Annotated in this window: 16 protein-coding genes; 7 read left to right on the forward strand and 9 right to left on the reverse strand. The window is 52.9% G+C overall.

Going from position 1 to position 18,116, the window contains the following annotated elements; translation table 11 throughout:
- Nucleotides 1-277 precede the first annotated feature (277 nt).
- Entirely contained in the window at nt 278-625 is a 348-nt protein-coding gene (locus tag B5F17_RS08445) for a winged helix-turn-helix transcriptional regulator (RefSeq protein ID WP_087372965.1), read from the forward strand.
- Between the two features lie 215 nt (nt 626-840).
- On the opposite strand, the gene B5F17_RS08450 is transcribed toward B5F17_RS08445, so the two are convergent.
- The 6 genes from B5F17_RS08450 to B5F17_RS08475 all read right to left on the reverse strand — a co-directional run bounded on the left by B5F17_RS08450 (nt 841) and on the right by B5F17_RS08475 (nt 7,614).
- Nucleotides 841-1,665 (reverse strand): MurR/RpiR family transcriptional regulator, encoded by an 825-nt coding sequence (locus B5F17_RS08450; RefSeq protein ID WP_087372968.1) that lies wholly within the window; start codon nt 1,663-1,665, stop codon nt 841-843.
- A gap of 102 nt (nt 1,666-1,767) precedes the next feature.
- Complete coding sequence (locus B5F17_RS08455; RefSeq protein WP_087372971.1) at nt 1,768-2,565, reverse strand: PHP-associated domain-containing protein; 798 nt, start codon at nt 2,563-2,565, stop codon at nt 1,768-1,770.
- Between the two features lie 19 nt (nt 2,566-2,584).
- Nucleotides 2,585-3,421: an energy-coupling factor transporter transmembrane component T family protein gene (locus B5F17_RS08460; protein WP_016146414.1), complete on the reverse strand. Its 837-nt coding sequence runs from the start codon at nt 3,419-3,421 to the stop codon at nt 2,585-2,587.
- Between the two features lie 3 nt (nt 3,422-3,424).
- A complete protein-coding gene (locus B5F17_RS08465; protein ID WP_087372976.1) occupies nt 3,425-5,122 on the reverse strand; it encodes an ABC transporter ATP-binding protein in 1,698 nt (565 codons plus the stop codon).
- Nucleotide 5,123: 1 nt separating this feature from the next.
- A complete protein-coding gene (locus tag B5F17_RS08470) occupies nt 5,124-5,966 on the reverse strand; it encodes a DUF8171 family membrane protein (RefSeq protein WP_087372978.1) in 843 nt (280 codons plus the stop codon).
- Nucleotides 5,967-6,267: 301 nt separating this feature from the next.
- Nucleotides 6,268-7,614, reverse strand: coding sequence for an O-antigen ligase family protein (locus B5F17_RS08475; protein ID WP_087372981.1), 1,347 nt, complete (start codon nt 7,612-7,614; stop codon nt 6,268-6,270).
- A gap of 277 nt (nt 7,615-7,891) precedes the next feature.
- Between B5F17_RS08475 and B5F17_RS08480 the strand changes: the two genes are divergently transcribed.
- The 4 genes from B5F17_RS08480 to B5F17_RS08495 all read left to right on the forward strand — a co-directional run bounded on the left by B5F17_RS08480 (nt 7,892) and on the right by B5F17_RS08495 (nt 11,852).
- Nucleotides 7,892-9,487 (forward strand): potassium/proton antiporter, encoded by a 1,596-nt coding sequence (locus B5F17_RS08480; protein WP_087372984.1) that lies wholly within the window; start codon nt 7,892-7,894, stop codon nt 9,485-9,487.
- A 24-nt stretch (nt 9,488-9,511) separates the two neighbouring features.
- Nucleotides 9,512-10,309: a histidinol-phosphatase HisJ family protein gene (locus B5F17_RS08485; RefSeq protein ID WP_087372988.1), complete on the forward strand. Its 798-nt coding sequence runs from the start codon at nt 9,512-9,514 to the stop codon at nt 10,307-10,309.
- A 17-nt stretch (nt 10,310-10,326) separates the two neighbouring features.
- Nucleotides 10,327-11,184 (forward strand): 4-(cytidine 5'-diphospho)-2-C-methyl-D-erythritol kinase, encoded by an 858-nt coding sequence (gene ispE / locus B5F17_RS08490; RefSeq protein WP_087372991.1) that lies wholly within the window; start codon nt 10,327-10,329, stop codon nt 11,182-11,184.
- Between the two features lie 140 nt (nt 11,185-11,324).
- Nucleotides 11,325-11,852 (forward strand): stage II sporulation protein R, encoded by a 528-nt coding sequence (locus B5F17_RS08495; protein ID WP_162608131.1) that lies wholly within the window; start codon nt 11,325-11,327, stop codon nt 11,850-11,852.
- A gap of 57 nt (nt 11,853-11,909) precedes the next feature.
- Here B5F17_RS08495 and B5F17_RS08500 read toward each other — a convergent pair whose 3' ends face one another.
- Nucleotides 11,910-13,118 (reverse strand): acetate/propionate family kinase, encoded by a 1,209-nt coding sequence (locus B5F17_RS08500; RefSeq protein WP_087372997.1) that lies wholly within the window; start codon nt 13,116-13,118, stop codon nt 11,910-11,912.
- Nucleotides 13,119-13,305: 187 nt separating this feature from the next.
- Here B5F17_RS08500 and B5F17_RS08505 point away from each other — a divergent pair, with 187 nt between their 5' ends.
- Complete coding sequence (locus B5F17_RS08505; protein WP_162608132.1) at nt 13,306-14,505, forward strand: tRNA(Met) cytidine acetate ligase; 1,200 nt, start codon at nt 13,306-13,308, stop codon at nt 14,503-14,505.
- Here B5F17_RS08505 and B5F17_RS08510 read toward each other — a convergent pair whose 3' ends face one another.
- Nucleotides 14,506-16,020 (reverse strand): stalk domain-containing protein, encoded by a 1,515-nt coding sequence (locus tag B5F17_RS08510; protein ID WP_087373003.1) that lies wholly within the window; start codon nt 16,018-16,020, stop codon nt 14,506-14,508.
- A 334-nt stretch (nt 16,021-16,354) separates the two neighbouring features.
- Between B5F17_RS08510 and B5F17_RS08515 the strand changes: the two genes are divergently transcribed.
- Entirely contained in the window at nt 16,355-17,293 is a 939-nt protein-coding gene (locus tag B5F17_RS08515; RefSeq protein ID WP_087373006.1) for an L-lactate dehydrogenase, read from the forward strand.
- A 46-nt stretch (nt 17,294-17,339) separates the two neighbouring features.
- On the opposite strand, the gene B5F17_RS08520 is transcribed toward B5F17_RS08515, so the two are convergent.
- A complete protein-coding gene (locus B5F17_RS08520) occupies nt 17,340-17,891 on the reverse strand; it encodes a type 2 periplasmic-binding domain-containing protein (protein ID WP_087373009.1) in 552 nt (183 codons plus the stop codon).
- Nucleotides 17,892-18,116: the final 225 nt, after the last annotated feature.

Here is an 18,116-nt window from a genome sequence, read left to right on the forward strand (position 1 = left end):
TTCGTCGTTCTAACTCCGCTAAGTTGATGTGTTCCAGGGAAAAAGAGTCTCCCTGGAACGCCTTCATTTCTTCTATGGCTTGTGCTATACTTGGTGCAAAGCCATTACCGTTTTGCTCTTTCATCGCTATTCCTTTCCGCTGGGTTGTTGGCACTTTCCAGTGTACAGGATTTAAAAGAGCATCGGTAGTGGCTTTATCTTTTCCGACTAGGTATGGCTGCGAACTCCCGACACTTGAAGGTTAGTTTCGCCCGACCCGAATAGTATTGGAGATTTTATGAAAAACAATTATACAGATAATATTACATCTTGTCCTATTGCAAAAGTGCAAAAAGTAATTCGAGGTAAATGGCCTATTGTGATTATCTATCACTTGAGCGAAAGTCATGTTCTGAGATTCAGTGAATTGAAACGCAAAATGCCTCAGATTACAGAAGCCAATCTCACAAAGGAATTGCGCACGCTGGAAGCCTATGGATTAATTCATCGGGAAGTCTATCGCGAGGTTCCTCCCAGGGTAGAGTATTCTTTAACCGCCATCGGCACAAAGTTTATCCCGGTTTTAGAAGCACTTGAAACATGGGCTTTGGAATATGAAGCGGCACAGATTGAAAGCCAATCATAAAAAAATGAAGCAAGCAGAAACTTGCTTCATTGGGAATCGTTGACGACTATCCGGTCAAATATTTTATGTCACGTTATAATGCAGCTGTTGCATTTTATAAATATGAAGTCGCTAGATTCTTCTACCTTGGAGATATCCAAAATCAAACTACATCGCCAGACACAAAAACATGGTTATGATAGTATTCATTTCGTCATACACGAAGAAAACAGTCTTTATGAATCTAAAAAATACGTCTTTTTCAGCTCGTGCAATGTCTTAAGCGCTGCTACGCCGTCTGCCCCCATTTGTTTGGTCACAGCTACCACCAAAGCATCCAGCAATGCAGTCGGGGCTGCCATGGAATGATATTCTTTTTCCGTCCCACGATAGACAAACAAATTCATATCCGCAGACTCTTCCGGCGGCAAACAGGTGCGGCTGACAAACGCCAGTGTCTGATATCCCGCTCGTCTTCCCTGCTCCAGCAAGATCTTGCCTTCTCGTGACAGTTTGGAAAAACTGAACAGGATTACCAGGTCACCTTCACCAATCTGTCCCAAGCCTTCTAATAATTCCGAGCCACCGGACGGCAGCAGCGACACCTGCAGCCCCAATCTGCGCAATCGAAAATAGATCAGCTGTGCTAAGCTCGAAGACGCTTTCTTTCCATAAATCAAAATTCGTTTGGCTTGTGCAATGGTCTGCGCTGCACGGTCAAAGGTTGCTTCGTCGAGCTGCTCTGCCGTCTTTTGCAGATAAAGCTGTTGCTGCTGTAAAAATCCTACCGGAGAAAAATGCTCCTCCCGGTGTAGCGTTCCGGCAATCTTGACCGCAGGACCGGAGGCCTGTTCCATGACCAATGTCTTGAGTGCTTTGAAATCCCTACATCCTGCGTGTCTGGCAAAGCGCGACAGGGTCGCGTCGGATATCTCCAGTCGCTTGGCCAGCTGACCGATCGACAAAAACAGAAAAGTATCGGTATTCGTATTGATAAAATCCAAAATTTTCTGCTCTGCGCGGGTCAGTTCACTCGCAGAAATCGGCAATTGCAGCTCCATTGCAGGTACCTCGTTCTCGTCTAGATTACGGCCGTCAGGCAGATGACACCGCTGTCACTATTATACGCATGTTTTACAGACTTTGTCCAGTCTACTATCTATTTACGCAATGTCCCCTTTTGTCAGGATGGAAACATAATCACCGCCCAGTGCGTGAATGGCTTTGAGCGACTTTTTGAGCAGTCCGGCAGTGCGCACCTGCAGCGCTGCGCTGTCCGACAGTTCAATATGGTATCGTCTGGCCTGCATTTCCTCGATCATGCGCTCCATCGTGACAAAATCCTGCTCAAACACCGTCGCGATACAACCATACTGCGCTGCCTGGTGAGTGTCGCTGCCCGATACCACCGGGATTTCCAGTCGATTGCCTAGATCATAAGTCAGCTGTTCGGTGCGGGTACGGTTCAGCGCCATATCCTTGCCATTCAGGTCCAAGAAATCCAAGCGGTTCAGCTGCTCCGCCGGCAATTCCGGGACATGTCCGGGTGCACGATACGGATGCGCACAGCCCACCAGCACCGGATACTGCTCAAACAGATCCATCAGTGCGGCAAACGGCAGAAAATGTCCTTTCTCTTTATAAGGTTCAAGTCGTTGGTTGAGCTCCAGCACTGCCTCCAGCGTACCGATGCACAGAATATGTCCGCCCTCAGCGACATCGGTCTCCATACCCGGAAAGACATGCAGGCCGTTCTCCAATACCAGTACATCCCCTGTTCGTCGGCTTGTCGATGCCAGATAACCATACAGTTCGGAAAACTGTAATGTATTAAAATGTTCGGTCAGGCACAGCGCATCCAGTCCCGCTCGCTTGGCCTCCTCAAACAGCCAATCGGTATAAACCGTAGAAAAAGGCAGTTTTTTGGCCAGCTTGCCATGGGTATGAAAATCAAGACGCAAGAGAAAAACCTTCTTTCAATCAAAATAATGTACAACAGAGCACAGACAGTGCAACACAAAGAAATGATATCGCAAGGAATAAAAAGTCGTTATAGCTTACCTTGAGCGCTGCAAGCTTCATACGCTTGACGGTCTGATTGACCGCTGCGTAACGGTATCCGCGCAGTTCAAGCGCTTCGACTGTTGTGCGCGAGCGCTTGGCTGTGTTGAGCATGAGCGGATAAAAAGACTGCATGATAATCTTGACCTGATAGATCAGATACCGCACCTTGCCGCGCAGCGTCTCATGTGCCGGTGGGTTGCCACGCAGGCGGTAGGACAGCAGTACATTCTGAAATTCCTCCATGAGCATGGGCAGCATACGATATGCGTACGAGATGGAAAAGCTCAGCCGCTCCGGACAGCCATACCACATGAGTCCATTGGACAGGCGGTCAGGGTCCAGTCCGGAAAATACCGTGACCGAGGCCAGCGAAATGGTTGCAACCTTGAGCGTCAAAATGAGCAGCGGCATGACTGCCGAAGCGTCACCGCCAAATAACAATGTGACCAGAAACAGATAACCGGTCTGAGAAAACACGCCAAGCGCAAAGAGAAAGAGCACCAATCCAGCAACACGCGCCAGAATGGTCGTGACCATGACCAGCAAGAAACAGCCGAGCAAAAAGGGCAGCTCATTGACAAACCAAGGTACCAGTCCGAAAAACAGATACCACGCCAGCAAAATACGCGGATCGAGCGCTGCGATGACGGTATCATCATTTCCGTATGCGTTTTTGAGCACCTGATTGCGCAGAAAATCCATGGAAAACTTGCTCAGAATATTTTCTGATAATTTATCGGACAGCCGTTCCATCTGTCAGCGCTCCTCTCTGAAACAGTCTGTAAATTCATCAATCGTATAGCAAAGCGCCTGCGGTTCGAGTGCTTTGGCCATGGTGAAAATCTCCGGCGGACGAATGCCGACTCGTTCAGCCAAGTCCGCACGCGAGAATACTTCGTCCCGCGTACCGTCCGCGACAACCGTTCCGCCGCACAGCACGATGATGCGATCGGCCCACTGGCACACAAGCTGCATGTCATGGGTCGCGATGACCGCGGTCTGGATGATATCCTTCATATCCTCCAGCACTGTCATGATCTCCCGTCTGGTTGCAATATCCAAATTGGCCGTCGGCTCGTCGAGCAGCAACACGCCGGGATTCAGTGCAACACCGATCGCCAGGCTGGCACGGCGCATCTGTCCACCCGACATCAGTCGTCCGTCCCGGTCTGCAAGCTCGCTTAGGCGGAACCGTGCCAGCAGCGCCTCAGTTCGCTTGTCCCAATCCGGTATGCCGCGCACCTTCATGGCATAGGCGATATCGGCATAAATGGAATCCTGAATGAACATCTCCTCGGGATTCTGGTACACCAGCGAAATCTGTCTGGACAGATCTTCAGCCTTCTTATCGGCAATGCCCTCGCCAAACAGCGACACCGTTCCCTGTGCCGGGCGCAGCAGTCCAACCATCATCTTCATCAAAGTGGATTTTCCCGCACCGTTTGAGCCGATGAGTGCAATCTTTTCTCCTTTTCGGATATCCAGATTCAGGCGGTCAAACACCGTTCTCGGATCGCCTTTGACCGAACGGTATGACATGGATACGTCACGAAACGACACTACCGTTTCCGGCTGTGTGTTCTGTTCGCAAGGCAATACTGCCGGTGCATGGAAGCGCAGCTGCGAGAACATCTTCTTGCCCTGCTCAACCGTTGTCGGCAGGCGTTCGGCTGTGCAGATACAGCCCAGCCGCTTCATCTGATAGGCTGCCTGTGTGACCTGCGGTGGAAAAATATTACATGCCTGTAATTCTTCCACGCACTGTAGCGCCTGATCGGTCGGTTTCTTCCACTTGACCTGTCCGTCTTTGAGCAGCAGCACATGTTTGCAGTAATCGGCGATATACTCTGTATGGTGCTCAATGACAATGATGGTCTTACCATGACGCGCATTCAGTTCGCGCAGCACCTCATAGATGCGATCGGCATGCATCGGATCCAGCTGGGCAATCGGTTCGTCCAGAATGAGCACATCAGGCCCCAGCGACACCGCGCCTGCCAGTGCAAGCAAGTGGGTCTGTCCTCCGGACAACTGCCAGATGTATTCCTCTTCCCGTCCCTCAAGGCCGCACTGTGCAAGTGCTGTCCGGCCGCGTTCCAGATAATCCGGATAGGCATAATTGAGACAGGAATACGAGGCATCGTCCAACACCGTCGGGCGAACGATCTGATTCTCAAAATCCTGATAGACATATCCAACCTTGCGCGCCAGTTCGCCCACGTCGCTCTCTCTTGTATCCACACCGTCAATCAGTACCTGACCGGAAAAGTCCCCCGCAATAAAGTGGGGGATCAATCCGTTGAGCGCTTTACACAAGGTGGACTTCCCACATCCGTTGTTGCCAACGATCGCGAGAAAGTCTCCTTGTTCTACTTCGAGGGAAAGATGACAGAGCGTGAGTTGTGCAGCGCCTGGGTATGTATACGTCAGGTCGTTGATCTGTACCACGTTCATCTCAGTGTGCCGCCTTCCGTTCGCTGTTCTTCTTCATAACAACCAGTACAGCAATGGCAATAACTGCTGCGACAACCATGCCAACTGCAACCGCCGTGCCGCTCTCTGCCCACTCAGCTTCCCAGTCGATCAAAGACAGTCCAGCCGTTGCGGCCAGTTCAGCAACGATCGCGCACACAAAGCCAAGCACACAAACTGCAATCGTCTTGGGATTGATTCCGCTGACTGCGCTGTTTTCCGTACGCGGCTGCATACCCAGCAGCGGCTCAATCTTGCCATAGAGCTTGGGTACCAGATACACACAGGGCAGCATGCAGAACAGGATGCCCGAGAACAGCAGGTCGTTCAGGAAAGCAAAACCTTCGGTCGCAAAAACGCTCTCCGGTAGGCCGGCAACTGCTTCAAAATCTTCTACGGCAAACTGCACCTTCAGGATATCGACAACCGTGCCCATAGCCAGCTGTGCAGCCGTGCCGATGATCGCTGCGGCACCAGCCATGCCGCGATTGCGCGGGTCGCGAACCAGACGGCCGGCAATGTACACGCCGATGGTGACCGTCAGAAACTTTTCCAGCTCGCCAAGGCCGCCAAACTGTCCCAGCATGATCTCGCTGAATACCAGTTCACCAGTCGCAGCGCCCAGTGCGGCAGACAGCGGGTCGAACAGCATCGCCAACGTCAGGGGAATAAACAGAAAATACTCAACCGAAAATTCTACGATACCAACCTGAAACTTGGGAATCAGTTCGGTAAACAGGGTCGCCAGTCCGTACAGCGACATGGTCAGAACAAAGACCATCAGTTTTTGAGATTGTGCCGCGGACTGCTTTTGCATTGTGCTCATGATTGTGTTCCTCCTCTTTTGTGTTTCTCACTGACACAACCATAGTCTACCAAGAAAATGTAAATATACCGATCAATTATTAGTAAAATGTAATTTATTTTTCATTAGCACAGGTAAAATCTTTTGCAACCACAAGGCTGCTTTTTTACAAATCATTGACAAAAGTTGTCTAATCTCCTATTTTATCGAATTTTAGTCCATTTTCTTTGCATATAAACATAAAACAAGGGCGGTCTATACAGACCGCCCTTGCGTACTTCATATTTACAATTTCATCATGTCCCGCTCGTGCCGATCGGCATTACAAGCGGTTCTTGTCCGTGGTCAGCAGACGTGCATAGACCAGAACGAAGGCAAAGAAGAAGCCCGAAGTGACCGTAAACAGGATATGTCCTGCAACGATCAGGTAGCCAACGGTGATACCCAGAGAGATAAATGCACCGAAGACCAGAACATTAAAGTTGCGTACCATATTCATCAGGAACTGTACGCCATAGCGAATGTACATCTGCGTCATGGTAACAAAACCAAACAGACCGTACATCAGGCCGACGTCAAACAGGTCCATCTCGATGATATGACCCTGCGAGCCGCGGCCGACACCGAACAGCCATGCAATCGGACCTGCTGCCTTAAAGTCAGCAAAGGTAGCTGCCAGCTTATTCCAGCGACCGGAAATCAGGCTTCCGCCCTCTTCCTCCGCTGCATCGCGGATACCGTCAAGCGACTGTCCCAGTTTATCAAACAAGCTGTTGCCTGCACCATTGAGCAGTGCCGACAGACCGTTGAAAATAAATCCGACAATCACAGTGATGACTGCCAGCATCACCACGCGGCGCAGCATCTCGCGTTCACCACGAACGGCCAGCACCAGTGCAAAAACAACCATGATAGCAGCTTCACCGACCATCGCCAGCAGCGCGGTCTTGGTACCGATCAGCATCAGACAAATAATGCTCATCGACGGGCCCAAGCTGTAAAACAGCATGCGTCCCTTGGTGAACTTACGGTGCGGAATGAACAGGAAATAGGCAATCGCCAACGGCAGCAGAATCATCAGTGCACCCGTGATGTCATTGCCCGAATAGTAGAATCCACGCACACCGCGTGCGCCAAATCGGTCGTAATAGGTACTATATCCGGTACCCAGCACGTACGGAATCAGAATGCCCAGCGAAAATACGATGGTCATACCGTTGACGTAGGCGTGTATTTTTTCGATCAGTCGATCCTTAGACAGCTCGGAATTTCGGAACACGTTAAGATAAACCATCGCAACCGCAACGTTATAAGCAAAACGTGCGAAGAAGGTCACATCAAGCGAAATGTTCGCCGTTCCCGTCCACAAAAACTCCGACAGCACCGACATTGCCCAGGCTGCGCCCATCGGCAGTGCCGTCAGGATGGCCTGTTTGTCACGCAGCATCAGGATATAGATGACCATGATGAGCAGCACGACCATACGCACGACCAATGCAGGCGTGGTCGTCATACCGCCGCCGTTGGTCAGCTCGCGGTAGTTGAGCGCCTCCATGCCGTAGCCGCGCGTCAGCATCCAGATGTACAAGCCGTTGACAATATCCAAAATCGGATTGAACAGCAGGTACAGCCAGAAGAACTTCTCAAGGCCCCTTAAGGATTTCTGCATCCTTTCACTTCCTTTATTCTTTTGTTTTCCGTACCATGTTACCACATTTATGTCGCTTTTACAAGTCGCATGTCGGACAATCGCCTCATTTGTTCACCAAATCTACAAATTTTACAAACTCGTCATATCTTTGTTCCGTCTCTTGCATTTCTATCAGCCTGTCCGCTGTCTTTCCCTTCCCGACACAGTGCTTTCCGCGAAAGCACTGGATATTTTTGCGTTTTTATGGTATGATTTATCTGGGTTTTGCATCTTTTTTCGCCAAAGGAGGTCGTTTATGAGCCAACCCCTATTGCTCATGGGTGTCGTTATTCTAATCTGTATTGTCATGAATCGCTTCATTCAACGTCTGGCCGTGCCGTCGCTGCTCATCTTCATCGCACTCGGTATGCTGTTCGGTGAGAATGGTTTGTTCCGCATTCCCTTTGACGATTATCAGGTTTCCAGCATCATTTGCTCGATCAGCCTGATCTTTATCATGTTCTACGGTGGATTCGGTACAAACCTATCCGCCGCCCGTCCAGTCCTCGCCAAGTCCATCCTATTATCCACCGTCGGCGTTGCGCTGACCGCCGGACTGTGCGGACTATTTGTCCACTTGGTACTCGGGCTGTCGCTCTACGAAAGCCTGCTCATCGGTGCGGTCATCTCGTCTACCGATGCCGCGTCGGTCTTCAACATCCTGCGCACAAACCGGCTGTCCCTCAAGTACGGCTCGGCTTCCCTGCTCGAGATCGAATCCGGTTCCAACGATCCGGTATCCTACATGCTGACCGTTATTCTGGTCTCACTGCTCGCCGGAGAATCGGTATCCGTACCGCTCATGCTGCTCTCACAGGTCGCCATCGGTATTCTGTGCGGCGTAGTCATCGGCAAGATCGCCGTCCTGCTGCTCTCGCGCCTGACCTTTTCCGATGAGCACGGCAAGACCATTCTGGTATTCGCTGTGGCACTGGTCTCCTACGCCCTCCCCGATTGTCTGGGCGGCAATGGCTATCTGAGCGCCTACCTGTGCGGCATCCTGATGGGCAATTCCAGCATCGCACACAAGCGTCAGCTCATCCACTTTTTTGATGTCGTGACCGATATTTCCCAGGTCATCATCTTTTTCCTGCTTGGCTTGCTGGTCACGCCAGCCGAACTGCCAGCGGTCTTTGTCCCCGCGCTGTGCATCATGGTCTTCCTGACCCTGATCGCCCGTCCTGCGGCGGTCTTTGCCCTGCTCCTGCCCTTCCGCTCTCCCCTGCGCCAAATCGGCATCGTATCCTGGGCTGGTCTGCGCGGTGCGGCTTCCATTGTATTCGCAATCTTTGCCGTGCTCGGCGGCGCACACACAAGCTACAATCTGTTCAATCTGGTCTTCTGCATCGTTCTGCTGTCCATCGCCCTGCAAGGCACGCTGCTGCCCTGGGTCTCGCGCAAGCTGGACATGATCGACCCGGCAGAGGATGTCTCCAAAACCTTCAACGATTATCAGGAAGAAAATGACGTGGACTTCGTCAAGGTACACATCGAGTCCGGTCATCCCTGGATTGGCCGCAGTCTGGCTGAGCTGTGCCTGCCGCACAACCTGCTCGCAGTTATGATCGCGCGGGACGGCGACAATCTGGTACCTGACGGTCAGACTGTCTTGCAGGACGGCGATTTGCTGGTCTTCGCTGCGCGCGCATTCGAGGATCGTGAAAACCTGTCTCTGCGTGAAATTCCCATTGACCGCGGTCACAAGTGGAACAATCGGACGCTGCGCGAAATCACGACCCCACAGCACACGCTCATCATTCTCATTCAGCGCGGCACCCGCACGATGATCCCTGACGGCGGCACGCGCATTCAAACCGGCGACATTCTGGTTCTGGCACAGCCCGGTACCTGAGCCATCATCCGAAAGGAGTTCTTTATGATCGATCTGCACACCCACTCAAAATATTCCTTCGACACCGAGGCCGAACCGGCTGAAATCACCGACATGGCGCAAGCCGCCATCCGCGCCGGTGTCGATGTTCTGGCCGTCACCGACCACTATGATCTGTTTCGCGAAGCACCGTCCATCTTCTGCGACGTTGCCGCCATTCAGGCTGACATTGCCGCCGCCCGTCCGCAGTTTGACGGACAGGTAGAACTGCTGCGCGGCATTGAACTGGGTCAGCCTCAGCGAAATCCTGCATTGGCTGAGGAAGTATTGTCCAACTTCTCGTTCGACGTGGTCATCGGCTCGCTGCACGTCATGCCCAACGACGTCGATCTCTACGACCACGACTACGACCACATCGACTGCGATGCCCTGCTGCGCGACTACTTTGCTGAAATGGTACGCATGGAGCAGCACGGCGGGTTCGATATTCTCGCCCATCTGGACTACCCGCTGCGCGTGATGAAGCGCCCGCACACCAACCCGTCTTTCGACAACTTCATGGAGCACATCCTGCCCGTTCTGCGCGAAGCGGTCAACCGCGGCTACGCCATCGAGTGCAACGCGGCTACGCTGTTCAGCTGGATGCAGCGTCCCGGCCCTGACCGTTGGATTCTGGAAGAATACCGCCGTCTGGGCGGCGAGCGCATCAGTCTGGGCAGCGACGCGCACCGTGCGCGTGACATTGGACGCGGATTCGATGTCTACGCCGACTACATCCGCTCGCTGGGCTTTGACCATCTGACCGTATTCCGCAACCGACAGGCACAGGCCTATCCGATCTGACCGTGAGGAGGCACAACATGAATTCCATCAAACTGGATGCTCACGCAAAAATCAATCTGACGCTGGACGTGACCGGCAAACTAGACAACGGATATCACACTGTGCGCATGGTCATGCAGTCGGTCGGTCTGCACGACGATGTGACGGTCGAAAAGACCGATGACGGTCAGATCACGCTGACCTGTGACCGTCCCTATGTACCGACCGATGACCGTAATCTAGCCGTGCGTGCGGCAAACGCATTTTTTGCCCACACCAGCCTCGTCTGCCCCGGACTGCGCATCGACATCCGCAAGCGCATCCCGGTTGCCGCAGGTCTTGCAGGCGGCAGCACCGATGCGGCTGCTGTTCTGCGTGCACTCGACACGCTGTTTGAGACCGATCTTGGACTGGATACGCTGTGTGAAATCGGTCTGACGCTGGGCGCGGACGTTCCCTACTGTCTGCGCGGCGGCACGATGCTGGCCGAGGGCATTGGCGAAGTGCTCTCTCCCCTGCCGGCTGCACCGCATTGTCTGGTCGTTCTGTGCAAGCCCGCTTTTGCCGTCTCGACCGCGGCAGTCTATGCCCAGATTGACGACCACATGCCCGATGTTCGTCCGGACACAGCCGGTATGTGTCAGGCGCTCACGCAGGGAGACTACAACGGCGTTTGTCACCGTCTATACAATGTCATGGAAGCGGTCACCGCTGTGCGGCACGCCGAGATCGGACAGATCAAGGACATTTTGCTCTCCTGTGGTGCAGACGGTGCGGCGATGAGCGGCAGCGGCCCAACCACCTTCGGCCTATTCCACGATTCTGACAAGGCACAGGCGGCGTTTGATCGTCTCAAGGCCATCTTCCCCGACACCCATCTGACCGAAATTCTCTAAAATTCTATACAAAATTTTACAGCCCGGGTTTAACCCGGGCTGTTTTCGTCCATACTCCCCTCAGACACGATGATGAGAGGACGGAATCACTTATGATGCGCGTAAAATGCAGACCGATTGAACTTGCTTTGGCTCTCTGTATGGCCCTTCTCTTTGCCTATGCGGCTTGGGTATCGCTCAGTCAACAGACACTCGCGGACGGTTTGCTCCGTCTGCATGTCATTGCAAACTCGGATAGTGTACAGGATCAGCAGGTCAAGCTGTTGGTGCGTGACCGGGTACTGGAGGTCACTGAACCGCTGCTTGCAGAGGCGGACGACCAAGATGAAGTACGCCGCATTCTCAGCGCACATTTACAGCAGATCACCGACGCTGCCCAGCAGGTACTCACCGACCAGGGTATGCCCTATCAGCTCTCCGCACAGATGGCGACCGAATACTACCCCACCCGCGCATACGACACGTTTTCGCTGCCTGCCGGTCAATACACCGGACTCAAAATTCGGTTGGGTGCGGCCAGCGGTCACAACTGGTGGTGTGTAGTCTTCCCGCCTCTGTGCACCGATGCCGCACAGGCACCACAGGACAAGCTCTGCGAGCAGACGACGTTTCGGTTTAAGACCGCCGACCTCATCGGTCAGGCGCGGGCATGGCTGCGTGGGCTGTGAGATAAAATCCAGATAAAAAAAGTCCCCGGTAAAAACCGGGGACCGAAAACACAGTGTTTACTTTGCAGCTGCCTCGCTGACCAGACGCTGAGTATCCTGCGCGATAACCAGCTCCTCGTTGGTCGGGATAACCAGAACGCGAACGCGTGCGTAGTCGATGGAGATATCCATCTGACGGCCACGGAACTTGTTCTTCTCGGGATCGATCTTGATGCCCAGGTATTCCATGTGCTCGCAAACGTCCCAGCGAACCGAACGGTCATTCTCACCAACGCCTGCGGTGAATACAATTGCGTCAACGCCGCCCATTGCTGCGATGAACGAACCGATGATCTTCTTAACCGACAGGTTGAACATGTCCTTTGCCAGTGCTGCGCGGACGTTGCCCTCTGCGATTGCAGAATCCAGATCACGGAAGTCAGAGGATACACCGGAGATACCCAGCATACCGGACTTCTTGTTCAGGATGTTGATGACTTCGTGTGCGTCGATGCCCTCATGCTCTGCCAGGAAATCGATGATTGCCGGGTCGATGTTACCCGAACGGGTACCCATCGGCAGACCGTCCAGAGGAGTAAAGCCCATGGAGGTGTCGACCGACTTACCGCCGTCGATTGCAGAGATCGAAGAACCGTTGCCCAGGTGGCAGGTGATGATCTTCAGATCCTCGATCGGACGGCCCAGCATCTCAGCTGCCTGCTGGGATACGTACTTATGGGAGGTACCGTGGAAGCCGTAACGACGGATCTTGTACTTCTCATAGTACTCGTACGGAATTGCGTACATGTAGTTCTTGGGGGGCATGGTCTGATGGAATGCGGTGTCGAATACTGCGACCTGCGGCACATCCTTACCCATAACTTCCTCACATGCATGGATACCGATGAGGTTGGGGGTGTTGTGCAGCGGTGCCAGCGGGATGCACGCCTCGATTGCCTTGATAACTTCGTCGGTGATCAGAACCGAATCTGCGAAGTACTCGCCGCCGTGTACGACACGGTGACCAACTGCGTTGATCTCGGACATGTCCTTGATAACGCCCCACTTCTCGTCGAGCAGGATATCAATAACTGCCTTGATTGCGTCGGCATGGGTGCTCATCGGCACGTCTGCCTTATACTTCTCGTCCGAGCCGCCCTGATGGGTCAGCTTGCCGTCGATGCCGATTCGCTCACAGAGACCCTTTGCCAGAACGGCCTGGGCATCCATGTCGAACAGCTGATACTTCAGGGAAGAACTGCCTGCGTTAATAACCAGTACTTTCATCCTTCATAACTCCTTGCTGTGTTTTTGGTTGCAATGTGTCACATACCGCATACTGTTTCGTGATGCAAAGATACAAAAGAAATTTGCAAGAAACAACAAATACGTGTACAATACTTCATATAGTATTATTGTACACCACCCCGCGCAAATGTACAACATCTATCGCGGATTTTTTTGGAGGACTCTTATGAAAATTTGCGGCATCGTGGCCGAATACAACCCTTTCCACAACGGTCATGCCTATCACTGCGCCAAAACACGGGGTCAAATCGGGGATGAGACGGCAATTGTCGCGGTTATGTCGGGCAATTTCGTGCAGCGCGGCGACTTCGCTATTGTGGACAAATACCGCCGGGCAGCGATGGCTGTATGCGCCGGGGTCGATCTGGTGATCGAGCTGCCCCTGCCGGCTGCGCTGTCCTCGGCCGAGGGCTTTGCACGCGGTGCGGTCGCGTCCCTCGCTGCCATGGGCTGTGTCACCCACCTGTCCTTCGGCTCGGAGTGCGGCGACCTTGCCCGCATCCGCCGTGCCGCTGCCTGTGACCGCTCGGCTATTCGCGATCATCTGGTCTCTGGGCAGTCCTACGCCGTAGCCTTACAGTCTGCGGTTGAGGCCGTCGATCCCGATGCCGGTGCGCTGCTCTCCTCGCCCAACAACACGTTAGGGATCGAATACTGTGCCGCCATCGATGCACTGGGCTGTGACATTCAGCCGATCACCGTACAGCGTGACGGTGCTGCGCACGACAGCGAACAACTGCACGTCCGTCCGTCGGCCTCCGCCCTGCGCCGTCTGATTTTGGACGGTAAGGCGGATGCTTGCCGGGAGGGTATGCCGTCCAAGGCGTTTACACGGCTGACGCAAGCGCTCGACTGCGGTGCAGCACCCGCGCATGTCGGTGTGTGCGACGCTGCCATGCTGTCCTATCTGCGCCGTCTGTCTCCAGACGATTTGCTGCGTTTTACAGGTGGCAAAGACGGTCTGCAAAACCGGTTATTTGAGGCCATTCGCGATCACACGAGCATTCCAGACATCTGTGCTGCTGCGCAAACACGCCGCTACCCGCTCGCCCGCATTCGCCGTGCGCTGCTGCGCGCTTATCTCGATCTGCCGTTTGACGCCTCAGTCGAACCGCGCTATCTGCGTGTGCTTGCCATCGGCCCCAGAGGACGAGAGGTGCTGCGGCAAATGGGCAAAACCGCTCAAGTTCCGGTCATCATCAAGCCGGTAAACGAAAAACGCCTGCCAGACACAGCCGACTTGCGTCGGGATGCGCTGGCAGACGATCTCTATGCACTGGCTCAGCCGAGCCGTGCGTTTTGGACAGGCGGCAGCCACTTCCGGCAGTCACCTTATGTGGCAGACAAAGAAAACCGTTCGCTCTGATTACAAAATGCTGTAATCCAGGTCGTCTTCGTCGCTGTCGTACCACTCAATGTACAGGTACGGGTAATCATCAGACGTATCGTCGAAGTCTACGTCATACAGGTAGTAGTCTTCATATTCGTCGGTGTCTTCATTATATACTTCGACGTAGAAGTCCCACTCGGTACCGTCGCTGTACAGGTCGAAGTCCTCTTCGATGTAATCTTCGTATTCCAGCTCATCCGACGACACGGTAAACCAATCGTCTTCATCTGCCGGGCTTGCCTCGATGGTAGTGATCGTATAGTCCGAACCCAAATCATTGTAGATGCGTGCGGTGATCTCATCATAAGACGCATCTTCGTCCAGCTCGATGGTATTGTCATCCAGCACACGATACGCCTCGTCCTCATCGGTCACCACGATCGTAACCTCATCCGACGCGCCAGTCAGGCTGATATCCTCAACCCATGCCTCTGTTTCGTCCTCGTCGTCATAGACCAGATACAGTTCCCACAAGTGGTCATCGTCCGATGCGTCCAGCGTAAAGCTCAGGTAATCGCCCTCAGCCAGTGTGCTTTCGTCGTGTTCCTCATCGACCAGATCATCATAGTCGTCATAATCCTCGCCCGACGGATACAGGTAAGCTTCTGCGATATCGTCCATGCCGGACTCATTATACAGGTAGACCTTCAGGCCGTCTTCCATATCCGGGACATCCTCGTCCTCGGGTTCGTCATAGTCGCCGTCATCCTGAATGGCCATAGAGAATGCATCGCCTACGTCGGTGAGGTCTACATCCTCATAGGTCTCGCTGCCGCCATCGGCGTAGGTGACCTTCAAATTGATCGACGCGTCACCGTCCAAATCCAGCCACAGGTATTCGGTCTCGTCATCACCCAGCAGCTCGGCCTGCATGACATTGCTCGAATAGCTGGTAGAATCCGCTGCGCTCCACTTGACCGAGTCGATATCCTCACCGGTCTCATTGGTCAAAATCAGCAGCGTCTCGCCTTCCGGGCCTTCCTCCAGATCGGGCACTTCATTGGTGACCGTATATGCGATATAAACCTGCTGGGTCGTATTATTCCAGGTACAGGTTACACCGGAAAACAATTCCAGCGCACGAATGTGCACCAACGTCCGGCCATCTTCGGTCAGCTTGGGTGCGACAGAAAGTGTCTTGGTCTGTCCATATTGGTTGACTGCAAGCGTCGAACCGATGGTCAATGTCCAAGTCTCATTGTTCAGGGTAATTGCAATCTGCTGGGTGGTTGCATTCCAAGTCAATGTACCTCCCATCGCCTCCACGACACCGCGCAGCGGCAGCAGCGTATAACCAGGGCTCTCCTCGACCGGCGTTGTGCCCTGTGCATCAATGAGCGAAGACGTGCCATTGTTCATCAAATACGGGCTTCCGACCGTCAAAGTCATGGCTCCGCTCGATGTAACCTGCGCTGCAAACGCGCCCGGAACCGCAGTTCCGGCAATCAGTGCGGCAGCGGTCAATCCAGTAATTACTTGTTTTTTCTTCATATATTGCGCCTCTTTCCTCGGAGATTTTGCTTGTATTGTAACTTTGTAACCAAATTGTTACTTTTAGGGTAACAGAGTTTTGTGACCAAAATGTGACCGAACCACGTAGCTTATGTGTAGATCGTGTGAACTTATCCCCCGAAAGCTTCAAGGATATTTGGTTATATTTTATGTGAATTACCCTTACATGTTTTAAAATATATTACCGAAATGTGCTACAAGCCGGTTTTTCTGTTGTTTTTACAACAGACTTTTCTCTCCCGCTTTGGTAGAATAAAGACAGTTCAAAAGAACTGCTTACCCGTTGTTTTCCTACCGAAAGGAGTTTTATATTATGATTAATCCCAGAAAAGTAGCCGTCATTGGCTGTGGTTTTGTTGGCTCTTCGATTGCGTTCAGCCTGATTCAGCGTGGTCTGTTCTCTGAAATGGTGCTCATTGACGCCAATCAGGACAAGGGCGAGGCGATGGATTTGAGCCACGGTCTGCCCTACACGGCAACCATGGACATTCATGTCGGCAACTATGATGATATCGCTGACTGTGCCCTCGTCATCGTCACCGCCGGCGCAAACCAGAAGCCGGGCGAGACCCGTATCGATCTGATTGACAAGAACGTCGCTATTCTCAAGCACATCGTACCCGAGATTTCCAAGCGAAATTACGAGGGTATTCTGATGATCGTATCCAACCCGGTCGATGTTCTGACCTATGCTGCGTACAAGATTTCCGGATTCCCCGCCCATCGCGTCATCGGTTCGGGTACGGTGCTCGACACTGCGCGTCTGAAAAACCTGCTTGGCGAGCATCTGGACGTAGACAGCCGCAATGTGCATGCCGTCATTATCGGTGAGCACGGTGACAGCGAGCTTGCCGTATGGAGCGGTGCCAATGTTTCCGGCATCCCGCTGCACCACTTCTGCGAGCTGCGCGGTCATTTTGATCACGAGGGTTCGATGCAGCGTCTGTATGAGGGTGTACGTGACAGTGCGTATGAGATCATTGCACGCAAGGGTGCGACCTACTACGGTATCGCGATGGCAGTCGGCCGTATTGCCGAAGGTATCGTGCGCGACGAGCACGCAGTACTTCCGATTTCGGTCGTGCTCGATGGCGAGTATGGACTGGATGGTCTGTGCCTGAGCATTCCGTCCATCGTCGGCAAGGATGGTGTGCACAAGGTGCTTGAGATTCCGCTCGACGAGAGCGAGTACGCCGCACTGCATGCATCGGCCGATCGTCTGCGCGAAGTCATTGCACATTTGGATCTGTAAAAACAAGAACAAAAGACCGCTCTGACATAGAGCGGTCTTTTCTGATTTATGATGCATCCTCTGTTTCCTCTCGCGGCTGACTGTTGACGCGATAGGAAATATTCTTTCCATCACTTTGATATATGACTTCATAATCAAAAATTTGTTTTGTAGTTGTATCCTGAACGGCAAAACAAATACGATCCTGTGGTAAAACCGTGAACCCTTCTTCCGAAAGATACATCAGATCCAATCTCATATGCTGTATTGCGTGTGCATCTGCCACAAACACATCGGTTTGGCTATCGTCTTCTCCCTGTGCAATTGCCGCAAATCGTACAATACCCTGTTGTTCATCTGGCGGCGTGGCATAATCTAAAACCGTGAATTCCGGATACTTTTGCGCAATTTCGGACAGATACCATTCGGCAGAATATTCATTTGACTGTATCACGGGTTGTTCTGTGTCTGCAATCGGAGGGCTGGAAATATAAAGTTCTGTCAATCCGGCTACCAGTATAGTGGCAGCAAGCATACTTCCAACAAAAATTTTTCGTGAACCATGCACTCTGGTTTCCTCCCCTCTGAGAAAAAGTCCGGCGCCTTCTTTTGCTATCATTGTACCCGGATTCTTTCTGGAAGGCAAGCACATAAAGGTTGTATGGTCGGAATTAAAAAAAGACCACTCTGGCATAGAGCGGCCTTTTGGGTATTGCGCGTCTGCGGACGCGCTTTGAAATTATTTTTGGTTGAAACCCGGGACGGATACCGGGTTTCAAAAGGGGAATTTCGGACTCTGCGGAGTCCGACCAGGCTGCGCGCCTGGAGGCGCCGGGGAACTCGT

Origin of the sequence: Butyricicoccus pullicaecorum, from assembly GCF_002160355.1 — a bacterium.
GTDB lineage: Bacteria > Bacillota > Clostridia > Oscillospirales > Butyricicoccaceae > Butyricicoccus > Butyricicoccus pullicaecorum.

What these genes read in the sequence shown, in the direction of transcription:
- B5F17_RS08485 (WP_087372988.1), top strand. Translation starts at nt 9,512, where the DNA reads ATGATCGATCTGCACACCCACTCAAAATATTCCTTCGACACCGAGGCC.
- B5F17_RS08480 (WP_087372984.1), top strand. Translation starts at nt 7,892, where the DNA reads ATGAGCCAACCCCTATTGCTCATGGGTGTCGTTATTCTAATCTGTATT.
- B5F17_RS08520 (WP_087373009.1), bottom strand. Translation starts at nt 17,891, where the DNA reads ATGATAGCAAAAGAAGGCGCCGGACTTTTTCTCAGAGGGGAGGAAACC.
- B5F17_RS08460 (WP_016146414.1), bottom strand. Translation starts at nt 3,421, where the DNA reads ATGGAACGGCTGTCCGATAAATTATCAGAAAATATTCTGAGCAAGTTT.
- ispE (WP_087372991.1), top strand. Translation starts at nt 10,327, where the DNA reads ATGAATTCCATCAAACTGGATGCTCACGCAAAAATCAATCTGACGCTG.
- B5F17_RS08470 (WP_087372978.1), bottom strand. Translation starts at nt 5,966, where the DNA reads ATGAGCACAATGCAAAAGCAGTCCGCGGCACAATCTCAAAAACTGATG.
- B5F17_RS08445 (WP_087372965.1), top strand. Translation starts at nt 278, where the DNA reads ATGAAAAACAATTATACAGATAATATTACATCTTGTCCTATTGCAAAA.
- B5F17_RS08515 (WP_087373006.1), top strand. Translation starts at nt 16,355, where the DNA reads ATGATTAATCCCAGAAAAGTAGCCGTCATTGGCTGTGGTTTTGTTGGC.
- B5F17_RS08475 (WP_087372981.1), bottom strand. Translation starts at nt 7,614, where the DNA reads ATGCAGAAATCCTTAAGGGGCCTTGAGAAGTTCTTCTGGCTGTACCTG.
- B5F17_RS08510 (WP_087373003.1), bottom strand. Translation starts at nt 16,020, where the DNA reads ATGAAGAAAAAACAAGTAATTACTGGATTGACCGCTGCCGCACTGATT.
- B5F17_RS08450 (WP_087372968.1), bottom strand. Translation starts at nt 1,665, where the DNA reads ATGGAGCTGCAATTGCCGATTTCTGCGAGTGAACTGACCCGCGCAGAG.
- B5F17_RS08465 (WP_087372976.1), bottom strand. Translation starts at nt 5,122, where the DNA reads ATGAACGTGGTACAGATCAACGACCTGACGTATACATACCCAGGCGCT.
- B5F17_RS08500 (WP_087372997.1), bottom strand. Translation starts at nt 13,118, where the DNA reads ATGAAAGTACTGGTTATTAACGCAGGCAGTTCTTCCCTGAAGTATCAG.
- B5F17_RS08505 (WP_162608132.1), top strand. Translation starts at nt 13,306, where the DNA reads ATGAAAATTTGCGGCATCGTGGCCGAATACAACCCTTTCCACAACGGT.
- B5F17_RS08495 (WP_162608131.1), top strand. Translation starts at nt 11,325, where the DNA reads ATGGCCCTTCTCTTTGCCTATGCGGCTTGGGTATCGCTCAGTCAACAG.